Source organism: uncultured Streptococcus sp. (genome assembly GCF_963536705.1).
GTDB lineage: Bacteria > Bacillota > Bacilli > Lactobacillales > Streptococcaceae > Streptococcus.
Genome location: NZ_CAUTAP010000003.1, coordinates 158041 through 173142 on the forward strand (window position 1 = coordinate 158041; position 15102 = coordinate 173142).

The following is a 15102-nucleotide window of genomic DNA, read 5'->3' on the forward strand; positions in this document are numbered from 1 at the left end:
TGTTTTTCAAAGTAAATTATAGCCCCCTTATTTCTGCTGTGAACAGTTCTTAATCTTCTTGCTATAGAACAGGATTCGAAGTATTTCAACTAATTTCGACATCAAAATTCAACATATCAGCCATTTAAAATAAAAAAATTCACAAATCTTTGTTTATATGCTAGAACTGTTGTATAATAAGGTGAAGGTGAGTCTGTAAGAAATTCAGGAGCAAAAGGAGAATATAAAATGAAAGAAAGTAGACATAGAATCATTCTGCAAGAACTGGATCAAACAGGTGTGGTTGCTGTTAAAAACCTCAAAGAAATGCTGGGCGTTACGGATATGACCATCCGTCGGGATTTGATTGATTTGGAGAAGCAGGGCATGCTGACCCGCGTTCATGGCGGAGCCCATAAGAAGGTCAAAAATGCTCTCAACGAGATTTCCCACTCAGAAAAGCAAATGCTGAATGTTGAGGAGAAGAAGCAGATTGCCCGTAAATGTGCGGATTTGATTGCTGATGGGGATACGGTCTTTATTGGGTCAGGAACCACAACGGATTTTATCGGAGACTATTTGGATGGCAAAAATATCAGCATTGTCACCAATTCGCTGCCAATTTTTGAAAAGTTAAAGGAAAGAGCCAATTTAGATTTAATTCTGATTGGCGGCCGTTATCGGGCTAAGACTCAAACCTTTGTCGGTCAGTTTGCCAATAATCTTTTGAAAGAAATCAAGGTTTCTAAGGCCTTTATTGGGGCGAATGGCATTGACGGTCATAATGTTACGACCAGCAATGAAGAGGAAGGCAATGGCGACGCGATTATTCTTAACAATGCTATCAGCAAATATATTGTAGCTGATAACAGCAAGTTTGACAGCTATTCTTTCTATTCTTTTTACCGGCTGGACAATCTCAGTGCAGTTGTGACGGACGACAATATCGCTCCGAAAGTCAAGGAAAAATACAGCACCTATGTTGAAATTTTGTGATGTCTGACCGGTGAGAGAAACCTGGTTCAAATGAATAATTTATAGAGGCTGTGACTGGGATTTTGTCTAGAAATTCTAGTCGCAGCTTTTTTATATCTTGGTCTATTTTGTAAACAACAGTCTTGACTTTGCTGCGGAATTCCTTATATAATAAAATGTATTATTAAATTTTAGGAGGTCTTATGACAATCAATATAGTGATTTTTGCGGTAGTGTCGCTTTTTCGTTTGGTGTTTTTGAGGAAATCCTCTCAGAATGAGCAAGATATTCTGGCTAAGGGTGGTATGGAGTACGGGGTGAAAAACTCAAATATCATGAAGTACTTACACATGCTTTTTTATGCGGTTTGCTTTCTGGAATTGCTCCTGAAAAAGCCAGCTTTTGACTTGGTGAGCCTATTGGGAGCTGTGTTGTTGCTCTTTTCTATGTTTATGCTCTACCTTGTTGCCAAGCTATTGGGACCAGTTTGGACCATCAAGCTCATGCTGGTTAAGAATCATAAGTTTGTTGACCACTGGCTCTTTCGCAATGTCAAACACCCTAATTATTTCCTGAATGTTGTACCAGAATTGGTGGGCTTGGCCCTGCTCAGTCATGCTTACTTTGCTCTTTTTATTCTCTTTCCGCTTTACTGTATCACCCTTTACGTCCGTATCAAGGAAGAAGAGCAGTTACTAAAGGAAGTTATCATTCCAAATGGGATTGCTGGTGAATAAAGTTAATAAAATGCATATCGATTGCAAAAGAAAGTCTAGGACCTTTATGTCCTAGACTTTTCTTGCATTAATTTTCGTATTTCATCAGCCATTTGCTGCGGGTGGTCCGCTTCGAAGAGTAAACTATTTGCTTCAGGCTGGTGGGCAGTTTGGCTGAAAGCCAAAACTAGCTTCCCCTTGCTGATAGCCCTTTGGACAATCTGGTCGACTTCTCCCCAGTGATTGATATCCAAGTAAATATCCGCCCTATCGAGCAAATCCTCAATAAAGTCATCCTGGTGAATATTGGTGTAGAGGTTGATATTGGGATAGTCCTTAAAGCTGGCTAAGTAAGGAGAAATATTGGTCTTAGCAGCTATGTGAAATTCCAAGTCTGGCAGATTTTCTGCTAAATAGGCCAATTGTTCCAAGGTATCAGAAGCTGTCAGCGTGAAGGCATGGAAATTGCCCTGTGGACGCTCCTTGATGATAAGCTCTTCCTTGCTCATAGCGATAGAGTTGCTGGGAATGTCCTGGAAAATCAAGCTGTTGGCTCCAATGATGACATTATCACCAATGGTCACACCTTTGAGAATCACAGTATTGGCCCCAATCCAGCAGTTAGCTCCAATCTTGACTGGCGCAACACTATAATCAATCTTCTCAATGTGATAATTAGAATACTGATGATTATGGTCAAAAATGCGGACCCCATCGCCAAACATGGTGTCCTTGCCGATTTCGATAGAGTGTTGACAGCGGACAGTGCAATGATCGTTAAAGAAAACCCGGTTGCCCAGTTTGAGCTTGGCACCACTTGCTATATTGAGGCTGGTAAAGGATTGGAAGACGACATCTTGACCGATATCAAGCTGGCTGTCTGGAGAAATTTCGATATGATGAAAGTCGCCTTTAAACTGGATTTCAGGCATTTTGAGTCCTTTCTTTGATGTAAGCCAGTTTGGCTTGTCTAGTTTTCTTTTTAAAGAGGGCTTCAGCTGACATGGCAGCCGGCTTGCTAGAGTGTTCTTCTTGGTAAAGTAAGGTAACTGGCAGGCGAGCGCGGGTGTATTTGGCTCCTTTGCCAGCTTGATGTTTTTTGAGTCGGGCTTGGACATCCGTTGTGTAGCCGGTGTAGAGGGAGCCGTCCCCGCATTCAAGCACGTACATATATGCTTTATTTTCCATAGTAAATCTCGTGAATCTCCAGAGTGTAGCTGCCGTCCTGATTGTGAATAAAGAGAGGGGGCAGGATTTTTAGACCGTCACGGGAACCATCTTTAATAGCTTCGATAAGTAGCATATTGGCCTCTTTACCCAACTTTGGATAGACAAACTGGATGCGCTTGGGAGCTAGGTTGTGGGCTTGCATGGTGTCTAAAATATCTAAAAAGCGTTCTGGTCGATGAACCATAGCCAGGCGACCATTGGATTTGAGGACTCGCTGGGCAATCTTGCAAATCTCTTCCAGATTGGTTGAGATTTCATGGCGGGCTAAAAGGTAGTGCTGGCTTTCATTGAGATTGGATTGCTTGTCCACTTTGAAATATGGGGGATTGCAGAGAATCATATCAACCTTGCTGCCAGTGATATAGCGTCCTAGGTTTTTCAGATCGTCCTGAATGACCTGCATTTGCTGAGTCAAATCATTGAGCTCAATGGAGCGCTCGGCCATGTCTGCCAGACGTTCTTGGATCTCGACTGCTAGAATCTTGGCCTTGGTGCGAGTGCTGGCAAAAAGTCCAACGGCGCCATTTCCAGCACAGAGATCAACGATTAGACCCCGCTGGGGCAGCTTGGGAAAGCGGGAAAGCAGCACGCTGTCTACCGAATAGCTGAAGACCTCACTATTTTGAATAATCTTGACATCCGTCGAAAAGAGCTGGTTGACGCGTTCTCCGTCTTTTAGTTTTGCTTCGTTCATAAGTCAATTATAGCATGATTTAGCAAGGATTCCAAAGGGATATGGGAAGTTTTTGCACAATCAAAAAAACATGCGAGGGTTCTCGCATGTTTCCATGAGCTTAAATGCTAATTCTATTTTTAGCTAGCCCTTAATCAAATCTGTATTTCTGCTTGATGGTGCAGGCAACAAAGACAAGCCCGAAAACGACCATGAGAATCAGATAGACTGGCAAAGTTGCGGCTGTCAGCGTTGCAATTTCCAAAAGGTGCTGCAGGACAAAGGCTGATAGATAGAAGCCAAAGACAGAAAAGATAATGAGCAGGCTGCGCCAGAGGTTGAGTGGCAGACAGGCCCTAATGACGGACAGGAAGCTGATGCTGCCTAGCAAGTAATAGGTCAGGGTTGCCATTTCTATATCGCTCCAGCCATGACTGCTGCCCCAGATGCGGACAAATAGCACGCTGAAGACAATCATGAGGGAGCTTGGCAGAGCCAGCTGCAGGGAGCGTTTGAGGAAGTGCTTTTCAACCGGCTTAATATTGCGCTCAAAGGTGAGGACAAAGGGTGGGAAACCTTCGACAAACTGGTCAATCAAGGTGATCTGAATTGGGATGAATGGGAAAATCAAGAGGTATTCAGGTTTTCCGAGCAGGATACTGGCGATACAGATGATAGCCAGGATGAAAGAATAAATGGTCTTGATGAAGAAAATCGGAGCAATCCGGCCGATATTGTTAACGACTCGGCGACCTTCAAAAAGAATCTCAGGGACATCGTTAAAGTCGGAGTTAAGAAGGACCAAGTTGGCAATTTGCCGAGTTGCGGGGTCGCCCTCCGCCATGACGATGGAGCAGTCTGCTTCACGCAAGGCCAAAATATCATTAACACCATCTCCCGTCATAGCTGTTGTCCGACCAGCGGCTTTAAGAGTCTGGATGAGCAGCTTCTTCTGATGAGGAGAAACACGACCGAAGATGGCTGTTTCTTCTGCTTGCTCAACCAGTTCTTGATCGCTGATTTTAGAGCAGTCGATGTAGCTGTCGTAGTTGGCAAATCCAGCCTGGCTCGCGATATGCGAAACGGTCACAGGATTGTCACCAGAGATGATTTTTAGATCAACATCCTGAGAGCGTAGGTAGTCCAAGGTCTCAGCTGCTCCCTCCCGAATGGGGTCAGTGATTTCCAGAACGGCCAGAGCAGTCATATCTTCAGGCAGTTGGATACTGTGTTTGTCTAGCACTTGGTCGCTGTGAGCCAGCACCAAAACCCGCGATCCGCGTTTTTGGGCCTCTCCAACCGCTGCAGGATTGCTGTCCAGTAGCATTTCGGGCGCCCCCAGAAAGATAGTTCCGACACTGGATAAATGCATAGCGCCCCATTTTCGGTCACTAGAAAATGGGATGACATTGTCGCTAGTATAGGCATGGTCCAGATGGCCGTAGCCCTTGCGGATAGCCTGAGCAGTTGGGTTATTATCCTCACTGGTTTGGATGTAGGCTGCTAAGATTTGACCGACAGTCTCATCAGAAAACTTATCTGAAAGGCTATGTAAGGCTTCAACAGTCATCTTACCTTGAGTAATTGTCCCAGTCTTGTCCAGGCAGAGAGTATCCACCCGAGCCAGAGTTTCAACTGAATACATTTCCTGAACAAGAACCTTGCGCATGCCTAGCTTGATGACAGCTGTCAGGAGTGAAGTGACTGTCAGCAGGGCGATTCCCTTAGGTAGCATACCCAAAAGAGCTGTTGAGCTGGTAATGACAGAGTTTTTGACAGGCAATCCCTTTATCATCAGGGCTTCAAAGAAGAGAGCCATTCCGAAAGGAATGATAATTTTTCCGGTAAAGCGGGAAATTTTCCCAAGATTGTAAAGAATGCGCGAGTTGATAGGCTTGAGTGTTTTAGCCTCAGTCATGAGCTTGTTGGCATAGTTGTCTGCGCCGACATGGTGCACCTCAGCATAAATCTGCCCACTAGCCAGAAAGCTACCAGACAGCAGCTCGGCGCCTTCTTCCTTGAGAACCAAGTCACTCTCACCTGTCAGCATGGCTTCATTGGCCTCGGCAACACCCTCTACTACACGGGCGTCACTGGGAATTTGCTCGCCGGCTGACAGCTTGATCAGATCACCCAGTACAATTTCTTCTGGCTGAATCTTGACTTCCTGGCCGTCGCGGATGACTGTGACCAGCTCTCGGCTGACCAGATTGAGCTTATCAATCATGTGTTTGGCTCGCAGCTCTGTAATAATACCAGTGACGGCGTTAAAGCTGATTACTGCGAAGAAGACCAGATTGCTCCAGGCTTGGACAGAGACCAAGGCTAGAGCAATAACAAAGTTAAGGGCATTAAAAAGGGTGAAAACATTCCGCTTAACGATTTGCCAGTTACTGGTGCTGGTGTCACTTGTAAAATCGTTGGTCAAGCCCTGCGAAATTTTTTCATCTACTTGGGTTTGGTTTAAACCGATTAATTCTTTCTTGTTCATGAGATTAATGATACCATTTTTTTATGGAAATGGCTATTAGAATCAGCTGTTACAGCCAAAGTTTGGAAAAATATTGCAGACTATAATGGGATAGGGTATAATGGGAAAGGATGTAATAAATTTCAAGTATAATTTTGGTTTGAAATAAGGAGAGTTTATGTTTTATACTTATTTGCGAGGTTTAGTGATTTTTATCCTGTGGACCTTAAACGGCAATGCACATTACCACAATAAAGAAAAGATTCCTTCAAAAGATGAAAATTATATCTTGGTGGCCCCTCACCGGACATGGTGGGATCCAGTTTACATGGCTTTTGCGACCAAGCCCAAGCAGTTCATTTTCATGGCCAAGAAACAGCTCTTTGAAAATCGGGTGTTCGGCTGGTGGATTCGCATGTGCGGTGCCTTTCCTATCGACCGGGAAAATCCTGGTCCGTCAGCTATCAAGTACCCTGTTAATATGCTGAAAAAGAGCAATCGTTCTCTGATTATGTTCCCAAGCGGCAGCCGCCATTCTACGGATGTCAAGGGAGGAGTGGCAGTGATTGCTAAGATGGCTAAGGTCCGTATCATGCCAGTAGTCTATGCTGGTCCCATGAGCCTCAAAGGCTTGGCAGCTGGAGAGCGTGTGGATATGAATTTTGGTAATCCAATTGACATTTCAGACATTAAGAAGATGAATGATGAGGGAGTTGAGGAAGTGGCTCGCCGTATTCATGCGGAGTTTGATCGTCTGGATGCTGAAGTGGCCCCTTACCAGACACAAAAGAAAGGCAATATTTTCTTGCGGATTCTACGTGCCTTTGTCTTTATTCCTGCTATTTTGATTGGAATTTTGACCATCATTTTCAGCTTTTTTGCTAGCTTTGTCTGGGATCCGGATAAGCACAGAAAATAAGAGACTAATCAGCTTCCTGAGCAATCTTGCTTGGGAGCTGATTTTTGTATGTGAGTGAGTTATAATGTTGGTATGTTTTATAAGGAGGATGCTATGTCTCTTGCTTTTTTATCTTTTGTAACCTTATCACTGTTTATGCTGCACGAGTTTGATGAGATTATCCTGGTTCGGCCTTGGATTTCTCAGAATCAAGACTATCAAGGCTATCAAAAGGAGATGTTCATTGCCAGAAGAGGAAGTTATCTTTCTGCTGAAAGCATTGCTCTGATGATTGCAGAGGAATTTCTACTGGCTTTTATCCTTTTGTTGCTTGCGATTCTATTTCGCATTCCTGAGCTAGCTTTGGCTATTGGCTTCTGTCATACCCTCCATCTGCTGGGCCATATCATGCAAGTGTTTCGCTTTCGTTGCTGGGTACCGGGCGGTTTCACAGCTTTGACAACTTTTCCTATACTCATCTTAGTCTTTGTCCTTTATCTATGTCAGCAGTCAGTTTCTTGGCCGCTGCTTCTGATTCAAAGCGTGCTTGTGATGGCTTTTCTTTTGGCAAATCTGGCTTTTTTACATAGCAGAGCTCAAAAGTTAGAAGCTTGGATATACAGGATAAGCAAAGTAGATTGATATTATAGCTCCTATTTTCATCAATGCTCCTTCTATCTATACGACTTCTTGCAAAATAAAGATTTTAAAATATGACAAGCTGAAAATTCTTTCGGCTTGTTTTATTTTTTTGAATTTTTTACGAATAAAAAGACAAAGGAGAAAAATATGCTTGAAAAAATCATTGAAAAGCTTAAAGAATACAAGCTCTTTATCGGTCTGGCAGTAGTTGGCGCTGTGCTAGGTGGTTTTTTCCTCATCAAAGGAAATCACCAGCCACAAAATCAGGTAGCCGCCTTGAGCCAAGAAATAACTTCCTCATCCAGCTCAGCTGATGAAGAAAGCGAAAAAGTTCTTTCTAAGGCTAAGGCGGACGAAGAGGAGAGCGAGCAAGTTACTGTGGATATTAAAGGCGCAGTTAAGAATCCTGGTGTCTATGAGCTGAGAGCGGGAGCGAGAGTCCATGAAGCCATCCAAAAAGCTGGCGGATTGACAGCAGATGCCGAAGCTAAGTCCATCAATCAGGCGCAAAAATTAACGGATGAAGCAGTAATCTATGTGGCAAAGATTGGTGAAGAAGGAGCTGATGTCACACAGACTGGCCAGCATCAAGCAGGAGCTACCGATTCTGTTGGTGCCAGTAGTGGAAAGCCAGACAAGGTCAATCTAAATACGGCGACAGAGGCTGAATTGCAGACTATTTCAGGCATCGGACAGAAGCGGGCTTCAGACATCATCGCCTATCGCGAAAGCAATGGCCGCTTCAAGTCAGTAGATGATCTGAAAAAAGTGTCAGGGATTGGAGATAAGACCTTAGAAAAGCTGAAAGAATATGTCACAGTGGATTAAAAAGCTACCCCTCACCCCTATCTTTCTAGCTTTCATCCTTGTATGGGCCTATTTTGCAGTCTACTCTGGCAGTTCCTTGGCTTATTTTGGGCTAGGTGTCCTTCTGCTTCGTCTCTTTTTCAGCTATCCCCTCAAAAAAAGTCTAGCTGCTTTGGCATTCCTGTCCCTTTTTGTCCTCTTTTTCTTGCTTCGCCGGGAAATGGCAGAGCAGGCCATTAGGCGGGAACCTCCTTCAGCTAGCTCGGTTCAGTTCTTGCCGGATACGATCAAAGTCAATGGAGATTCCCTATCCTTTCGAGGGCGAACGGACGGTCGGCTTTATCAGGTCTTCTACAAGATCAAATCAGCCAGTGAAAAGGAAGATTTTCAGCAACTGACAGATTTGGTCGTCCTTGATATGGAAGCAGAGTTTGAACAGGCCCAGCAACAACGAAATTTTTCGGGATTTGACTACCAGGCTTATTTAAAGACTCAGGGGATTTACCGTACCTTAAAAATCAATAAGATTCAGTCAATAAGGCCAAATTCCAGCCTGAATCCACTGGATTGGCTATCTGTCTGGCGCCGAAAAGCCTTGGTCTATATTCGGAATAATTTTCCTAGTCCAATGAGCCATTACATGACTGGACTCTTATTTGGTGACTTGGATACGGAGTTTGCGGAAATGAGTGGCCTCTATTCTAGCTTGGGTATCATCCATTTGTTTGCCTTGTCTGGTATGCAGGTAGGTTTCTTTTTGGATGGCTTTCGCAGAATTCTTCTACGTTTGGGGATGAAGAGGGAGACAGTAAACGCCTTGCAGCTGCCTTTTTCATTTATTTATGCTGGACTGACAGGCTTTTCTGTTTCAGTAGTCAGAAGCTTAGTTCAGAAGTTGTTGGCCCAGCAAGGACTGACCAGATTAGATAATTTTGCTCTGACACTGATGCTTCTCTTTATCCTCATGCCCAATTTTCTTCTGACAGCAGGCGGTGTCTTGTCCTGCGCCTATGCTTTTTTGATTTCTATGATGGATTTTGAAAAGTTGCCGCCGATTCGGAAGCTTTTGGCGGAAAGTCTGACTATTTCATTGGGAATTTTGCCTATACTAATCTACTATTTTTCTGAATTTCAGCCCTGGTCCGTACTTCTGACTTTTCTATTTTCTATTCTGTTTGACCTGCTGATGCTGCCAGGCTTAACCCTCATTTTTATTTTGTCACCAATGATAAAAATCACTCAAGTCAATTTTTTCTTTCAGATACTTGAAGATGTGATTCGTTGGGTAGCTGATTTTGCTCCGCGTCCTTTGATTTTTGGGAAGCCCAACCTCTGGTTACTGGTCTCTCTGCTTTTGGTTTTGGCTTTAATCTATGACTTTCGGAGAAAGAAAAGCCGGCTTTTGTCTTTTAGTTTCTTAGCTCTTCTCTTATTTTTCTTGACTAAGCATCCGCTGCAAAATGAGATTACAGTAGTGGATATTGGTCAGGGAGATAGCATTTTTCTCAGGGACTGGCAGGGCAGGACGATTTTGATTGACGTAGGAGGACGAGTTGAGATAGGAAAGAAAGAGAAGTGGCAGGAGAGACAGACTTCATCCAATGCAGAAAAGACCTTGATTCCCTATCTCAAAAGCCGTGGTGTTGATAGGGTGGACGTATTGGTTTTGACTCACACTGATACCGACCATATGGGAGATATGCTGGAGGTAGCCAAGCATTTTTCTATCAAGGAAATTTACGTTTCTAAAGGAAGTCTGACTCAGCCTGATTTTGTGAAAAAACTGGAGCAGATAAGAACTTCTGTCCATGTCGTAGAAGTAGGAGATGAGATTCCGGTATTTGACTCAGCTTTGCAGGTTCTCTATCCCAGCGGGACAGGCGATGGTGGAAATGATGATTCGATTGTGCTCTACGGGGAGTTCTTTCAGACAAAATTTTTGTTTACAGGAGATTTGGAGGAGCAAGGCGAAACTGAACTGCTGCAGCGATTCCCTCAGCTGAAAGCAGATGTCTTAAAAGCAGGTCACCATGGTTCCAAAGGCTCTTCTAGTCCAGAGTTTTTAGAACAAATTCAGCCGAAACTGGCCTTGATATCAGCTGGCCAGAATAATCGTTATCGACATCCGCATCAGGAAACTTTGCAAAGATTTGAGAAGTTTAATACAGCCATCTATCGGACTGACCAGCAGGGAGCCATTCGGTTGACTGGTTGGAATTCCTGGAGGATTGAAACAGTTCATTGATAGCTGCGCTAAAGATGCCAACTCATACTTTGTAGACTGCTTAGCTTCAGTCAGGAAGTCATATTGATTTATTTATGCATTTGTGATAAGATAATGGGTATAAAAAATTATAGAGGAGAATTCTATGTTTGCTGCATATAAAAAATTCTGGACACACTATGCTGATTTTTCAGGTCGTTCAAGTCGATCAGACTATTGGTGGGTAGTTTTGTGCCATATTATTGTTACCGCACCGCTAGTTATCATTTTTTGGGTATCTGCTTTAGGAAGTATTCTTTCAGCAGCTCAAGACGCAACTTATGGGTATGAACCAGATTCATCAGCAATCTTGGCTGGAGCAGGATTCGCTGTAATCTTTATTTTCATCTTAATTCTCTATGCTCTGGCGACTTTTGTACCTAATTTGGCTATCATTGTCCGTCGTTTACGTGATGCTGGTTATCATTGGGCTTTTCTTTTCCTGTATGTTGGTCCTTTTTTACTATCATTTATTCCGGTTCTAAATATTATTACAGTATTAGTATCTCTTCCATGTGGTATTGCTTTGATTGTTTTGCTTTGCCAAGGTTCTAAGCCTGAGTTGGCTAACAATTCATACGGTCAGCAATTTGGTCAGCAAAACTTCCAAGGTCAGCAGTTTGGCCAACAGCCATACAATCAAGGTTTGAACTATGAAAAACAACCGCAACAAGGCGGTTTCCAAGGTCAACAGTTTGGCCAACAACCACAGCAAGGTGGTTCCCAAGGTCAGCAATTTGGTCAGTCACAACAACCAGTTCAAAATCAACCATTTGGTCAACAGCCACAGCAAGGTGGTTTCCAAGGACAACAGTTTGGTCAGTCACAACAACCAGTTCAAAATCAACCATTTGGTCAACAGCCACAGCAAGGTGGTTTCCAAGGTCAGCAATTTGGTCAGCAACCACAGCAACCTGTCCAAAACCAACCATTTGGCCAACAACCACAGCAAGGTGGCTTCCAAGAACAGCAGTTTGGTCAACAGCCACAACAACCTGTTTCTGATCAAAGCCAGGCAGTGGAGCAAGCAGAACCAGTTCAAAATCCATTTACTGCTGAAACACCTGAGCAGTCAACACCTCAGGATTTTGGAACTCAAGCACCTGTTCAAGATAATCCTTTTGTTTCATCAGTTCAAGAGGAGCAGGCTTCTACTCCAGCTGAAAACAGTGTAGATGATGCAACTGAAAATCAAGAATAAACAAAGAAGAGTTGGAATTTTTCCAGCTCTTTTTGTTCTATCGCTTGCAGAAAATCTTGAACAGAACTGGACATTGATAGTTTTTTAAAACAAAGAAGAATGAAGCTAGTAACAGTTTCTATTTATATAGCAGATCTATTCAAAAATTAGATTTTGTTTGCAAAGAAAATAGCAGACTTTCGGCCTCTTTTTTGTTACAATCAATACATGAAAAAAATTGACAAGAAATATAAAGCAGGGGAGACTTTCGGTGTTAGCTATTGAGGAAATTAAAAAAATCACGCCAAGTAACCTTCCTGCTTTGACCATTTTGGCTGGAGATGACTTGGGGCAGTTTGAATTGTTGAAGGAGCAGTTTCTCCGCCAGATTCAGTTTCAACCGGGCGATTTGAACACTGCTATTTTCGATATGAAAGAAGCAAACTATCAGGATGTGAAGTTGGACTTGGTCAGTCTGCCTTTTTTTGCGGATGAAAAAATCGTAATTTTGGACCATTTTGCTGATTTGACAACAGCCAAGAAGCGCTATCTGACTGATGAAGAACTTAAATCTTTTGAAAATTATCTGGAAAATCCAGCAGATACGACTCGTCTGGTTATCTTTGCAGAAGGCAAACTGGATAGTAAGCGCCGTCTGGTCAAACTGCTGAAACGGGACGGGAAAATTTTTGAGGCTGCAGAACTCAAGGAAGCAGATCTACGGGCATATTTCAGCAAGGAAGCGCAGGTAGAAGGCTTACAATTTGCTCCGACAGCTTTCGATCAGTTGCTGCTGAAATCAGGTTTTCAGTTCAGTGAAGTCAGTAAAAATTTAGCCTTTCTGAAAGGATATAAAGAGTCCGGTCAGATTGGTTTAGAAGACATTGCCGAAGCTATTCCCAAGACTCTTCAGGACAATATTTTTGACCTGACCCAGCTTATTTTGCAGCAGAAGATTGATGAGGCCAGAAGCTTGGTCCGAGATTTGACTCTTCAAGGTGAGGATGAAATCAAGCTTATTGCCATTATGCTGGGGCAGTTTCGTATCTTTACGCAGGTTAAGGTTTTAGCGGAAAATGGCAGAGCTGAGAGTCAGATTGTGTCTGATTTGTCCGACTATCTAGGCCGCAAGGTCAATCCTTATCAAGTCAAGTTTGCCTTAAAGGATGCTCGCTCACTGAGTTTAGCCTTTCTTAAAAAGACTATGGCCTGTTTGATTGAAACGGATTTTCAGATTAAGTCGGGGCTGTATGATAAAGATTACCTGTTTGATTTGGCTCTGCTCAAGATTGCGACGGGTGAGCTACAAGCAAAATAGTTGAAAAATTCTAATGATTGCGTTATCATTTTTATAATCATATAGAAAAAGAGGTCTATCAAATGGCAATTATCTTACCTGATCTTCCTTACGCTTACGATGCTTTGGAGCCTTACATTGATGAAGAAACAATGCACTTGCATCATGACAAGCACCACAATACCTATGTAACGAATGTTAATGCTGCGCTTGAAAAGCATCCTGAAATCGGTGAAGACTTGGAAAAATTATTGGCTGATGTGGAGTCTATTCCAGCTGATATCCGTCAGGCAGTCATCAACAATGGTGGTGGTCATCTTAACCACGCTCTTTTCTGGGAGTTGATGACACCAGCTGAAACATCACCATCTGCAGAATTGGCAGCAGATATTGAAGCTACTTTTGGATCATTTGAAGACTTTAAAGCGGCTTTCACTGCAGCGGCTACAACTCGTTTTGGTTCTGGCTGGGCTTGGTTGGTTGTCAATAAAGAAGGCAAGTTGGAGGTGACCTCAACAGCAAATCAGGATACTCCTATTTCAGAAGGCAAAACTCCAATCTTGGGACTGGATGTTTGGGAACATGCTTACTATGTGAAATACCGCAATCTTCGTCCGAACTACATTCAAGCTTTCTTCTCAGTTATTAACTGGAAAAAGGTTGACCAACTTTACGCAGCTGCGAAATAAACAGGCAGTTTCAATATATAAAAAGGTGAATTGTTTAAAGATTTGCCTTTTTTAATGCTTAAAATACCTTTTTTCTGGATTTCACTTGTTATTTTCCTCATAATTTTTTATAATACAAATGCTAGGAGAAATGTTTTGAGTAAAAAAATTGTAACGATTATCGTAGCTGTAGTTTCTTGTATTTGTCTGCTGGGCTTCATCGTCCTTTTTATAACCGAACGAAATAAGTCTATTGAAAAGAAAGCACAAGAGGCTGCCCAACTTGCAACATCTAGCGAGCAAGAACAGGAGGAGGAGAAAGTCAAGCCTGATTCCAAACCAGTTGAAGAAAAGCCCAAGCCAGTTGAAAAAAGTCCAGAGGAGAAGCAGAAGGTCATGGAGGCGGACGGCCCGACTATGAATGCTTTAGGACTTCGATTTGACTATGCAAATTTGGATTTGACTCAGGTCATTCAGGCTTATATGACTGAAATGGGAATTGAACCCTCCCAGGTTGCATTTTCATATAAGGATTTGACGACTGGCAAGACCTTTGCAATGAATGATACCCAGCCTATGACTGCGGGATCGACCTACAAGCTCCCTCTCAATATGCTGGTAGTAGATGAGGTTGCTGCCGGCAAACTTTCTATGGACGAGCGGTTTGATATTACCAATACAAACTATGAATATAGGGGCGAGCATGATAACTATGTTGGTGCTTTCAACGGTGCTATGAGAATATCAGACATGCAGGAATATTCCTTGGTTTATTCTGAAAATACTCCAGCCTACGCTTTAGCAGAGCGTCTAGGCGGCATGGAAAAGGCCTATGATATGTTTAGTCGCTACGGTCAGTCCAAGGCTGATATTAAGACGATCAGCCGTGAGAATAATAAGACCACGACCGACTACTATATTCAGGTCCTTGAGTATTTGTCTAAAAATCAGGAAAAGTACAAGGATATCCTTTATTATATAGGCGAATCCTTCCCAGGTGAATACTATAAGCGCTATCTGCGTGACATTACCATCTATCAAAAGCCTGGATATGTTCGTGAGGCGCTCAATGTGGATGCATTAGTTATGGAAGAGAAGCCCTATATTATAGCTCTCTATACGGCTTATTTAGGTGGTAGCACCGAGGCCAGTGATGAGATCAGTGGTGTCGGAATTGAGCAAGTTGGTCAGTTAGCCTACGTCATCAATGAATGGCATCGGGTTAATATGAACTAAGAGCAATCTAGTCTAGACAGGCTAGATTTTTTGATAGCTATTTAGAAAAAAATCAAAATACCTCTTGC

At 42.9% G+C, this 15102-nt stretch carries 14 protein-coding genes; 10 read left to right on the plus strand and 4 right to left on the minus strand.

Going from position 1 to position 15102, the window contains the following annotated elements; translation table 11 throughout:
- Positions 1-228 precede the first annotated feature (228 nt).
- Positions 229-975 (plus strand): DeoR/GlpR family DNA-binding transcription regulator, encoded by a 747-nt coding sequence (locus RWX26_RS03170; RefSeq protein WP_002897983.1) that lies wholly within the window; start codon positions 229-231, stop codon positions 973-975.
- A 182-nt stretch (positions 976-1157) separates the two neighbouring features.
- On the plus strand, positions 1158-1691 hold the full coding sequence (locus tag RWX26_RS03175) for an isoprenylcysteine carboxyl methyltransferase family protein (RefSeq protein WP_314579092.1): 534 nt from the start codon (positions 1158-1160) through the stop codon (positions 1689-1691).
- 44 nt (positions 1692-1735) lie between these two features.
- On the opposite strand, the gene RWX26_RS03180 is transcribed toward RWX26_RS03175, so the two are convergent.
- The 4 genes from RWX26_RS03180 to RWX26_RS03195 form a co-directional block, all read right to left on the minus strand.
- On the minus strand, positions 1736-2602 hold the full coding sequence (locus tag RWX26_RS03180) for a DapH/DapD/GlmU-related protein (protein WP_314579094.1): 867 nt from the start codon (positions 2600-2602) through the stop codon (positions 1736-1738).
- Positions 2595-2858 carry a GIY-YIG nuclease family protein gene (locus tag RWX26_RS03185; RefSeq protein ID WP_314579095.1) on the minus strand — a complete coding sequence of 88 codons (264 nt, stop codon included), beginning with the start codon at positions 2856-2858 and terminating at the stop codon, positions 2595-2597. Before RWX26_RS03185 ends, RWX26_RS03180 begins: the two co-directional genes overlap by 8 nt.
- Positions 2848-3594 (minus strand): tRNA1(Val) (adenine(37)-N6)-methyltransferase, encoded by a 747-nt coding sequence (locus RWX26_RS03190; RefSeq protein ID WP_314579098.1) that lies wholly within the window; start codon positions 3592-3594, stop codon positions 2848-2850. Before RWX26_RS03190 ends, RWX26_RS03185 begins: the two co-directional genes overlap by 11 nt.
- A 130-nt stretch (positions 3595-3724) precedes the next feature.
- Positions 3725-6064: a cation-translocating P-type ATPase gene (locus tag RWX26_RS03195; protein WP_314579100.1), complete on the minus strand. Its 2340-nt coding sequence runs from the start codon at positions 6062-6064 to the stop codon at positions 3725-3727.
- Between the two features lie 157 nt (positions 6065-6221).
- On the opposite strand from RWX26_RS03195, the gene RWX26_RS03200 reads away from it, so the two are divergent.
- The 8 genes from RWX26_RS03200 (at position 6222) to RWX26_RS03235 (ending at position 15034) form a co-directional block, all read left to right on the plus strand.
- A complete protein-coding gene (locus tag RWX26_RS03200; protein ID WP_002897977.1) occupies positions 6222-6962 on the plus strand; it encodes a 1-acyl-sn-glycerol-3-phosphate acyltransferase in 741 nt (246 codons plus the stop codon).
- Positions 6963-7034: 72 nt separating this feature from the next.
- Positions 7035-7583: an HXXEE domain-containing protein gene (locus tag RWX26_RS03205; protein WP_314579102.1), complete on the plus strand. Its 549-nt coding sequence runs from the start codon at positions 7035-7037 to the stop codon at positions 7581-7583.
- 147 nt (positions 7584-7730) lie between these two features.
- On the plus strand, positions 7731-8411 hold the full coding sequence (locus tag RWX26_RS03210; RefSeq protein ID WP_314579104.1) for a helix-hairpin-helix domain-containing protein: 681 nt from the start codon (positions 7731-7733) through the stop codon (positions 8409-8411).
- Positions 8395-10635: a DNA internalization-related competence protein ComEC/Rec2 gene (locus RWX26_RS03215; protein WP_314579107.1), complete on the plus strand. Its 2241-nt coding sequence runs from the start codon at positions 8395-8397 to the stop codon at positions 10633-10635. Before RWX26_RS03210 ends, RWX26_RS03215 begins: the two co-directional genes overlap by 17 nt.
- A 124-nt stretch (positions 10636-10759) precedes the next feature.
- Positions 10760-11854 (plus strand): DUF805 domain-containing protein, encoded by a 1095-nt coding sequence (locus RWX26_RS03220; RefSeq protein ID WP_314579110.1) that lies wholly within the window; start codon positions 10760-10762, stop codon positions 11852-11854.
- Positions 11855-12104: 250 nt separating this feature from the next.
- Positions 12105-13151 carry a DNA polymerase III subunit delta gene (gene holA, locus RWX26_RS03225; protein WP_314579113.1) on the plus strand — a complete coding sequence of 349 codons (1047 nt, stop codon included), beginning with the start codon at positions 12105-12107 and terminating at the stop codon, positions 13149-13151.
- Positions 13152-13213: 62 nt separating this feature from the next.
- The gene (sodA, locus tag RWX26_RS03230) at positions 13214-13819 is read left to right on the plus strand and encodes a superoxide dismutase SodA (protein ID WP_002906995.1); all 606 of its coding nucleotides are present in this window, start codon (positions 13214-13216) and stop codon (positions 13817-13819) included.
- 135 nt (positions 13820-13954) lie between these two features.
- Positions 13955-15034, plus strand: a complete 1080-nt coding sequence (locus RWX26_RS03235) for a serine hydrolase (RefSeq protein ID WP_314579117.1) — start codon at positions 13955-13957, stop codon at positions 15032-15034.
- The last annotated feature ends 68 nt before the right edge of the window (positions 15035-15102 follow it).

Bases quoted from the DNA above. Each gene is read 5' to 3' on its own strand.
- RWX26_RS03170 (WP_002897983.1), top strand. From the start codon at position 229: ATGAAAGAAAGTAGACATAGAATCATTCTGCAAGAACTGGATCAAACA.
- RWX26_RS03175 (WP_314579092.1), top strand. From the start codon at position 1,158: ATGACAATCAATATAGTGATTTTTGCGGTAGTGTCGCTTTTTCGTTTG.
- RWX26_RS03180 (WP_314579094.1), bottom strand. From the start codon at position 2,602: ATGCCTGAAATCCAGTTTAAAGGCGACTTTCATCATATCGAAATTTCT.
- RWX26_RS03185 (WP_314579095.1), bottom strand. From the start codon at position 2,858: ATGGAAAATAAAGCATATATGTACGTGCTTGAATGCGGGGACGGCTCC.
- RWX26_RS03190 (WP_314579098.1), bottom strand. From the start codon at position 3,594: ATGAACGAAGCAAAACTAAAAGACGGAGAACGCGTCAACCAGCTCTTT.
- RWX26_RS03195 (WP_314579100.1), bottom strand. From the start codon at position 6,064: ATGAACAAGAAAGAATTAATCGGTTTAAACCAAACCCAAGTAGATGAA.
- RWX26_RS03200 (WP_002897977.1), top strand. From the start codon at position 6,222: ATGTTTTATACTTATTTGCGAGGTTTAGTGATTTTTATCCTGTGGACC.
- RWX26_RS03205 (WP_314579102.1), top strand. From the start codon at position 7,035: ATGTTTTATAAGGAGGATGCTATGTCTCTTGCTTTTTTATCTTTTGTA.
- RWX26_RS03210 (WP_314579104.1), top strand. From the start codon at position 7,731: ATGCTTGAAAAAATCATTGAAAAGCTTAAAGAATACAAGCTCTTTATC.
- RWX26_RS03215 (WP_314579107.1), top strand. From the start codon at position 8,395: ATGTCACAGTGGATTAAAAAGCTACCCCTCACCCCTATCTTTCTAGCT.
- RWX26_RS03220 (WP_314579110.1), top strand. From the start codon at position 10,760: ATGTTTGCTGCATATAAAAAATTCTGGACACACTATGCTGATTTTTCA.
- sodA (WP_002906995.1), top strand. From the start codon at position 13,214: ATGGCAATTATCTTACCTGATCTTCCTTACGCTTACGATGCTTTGGAG.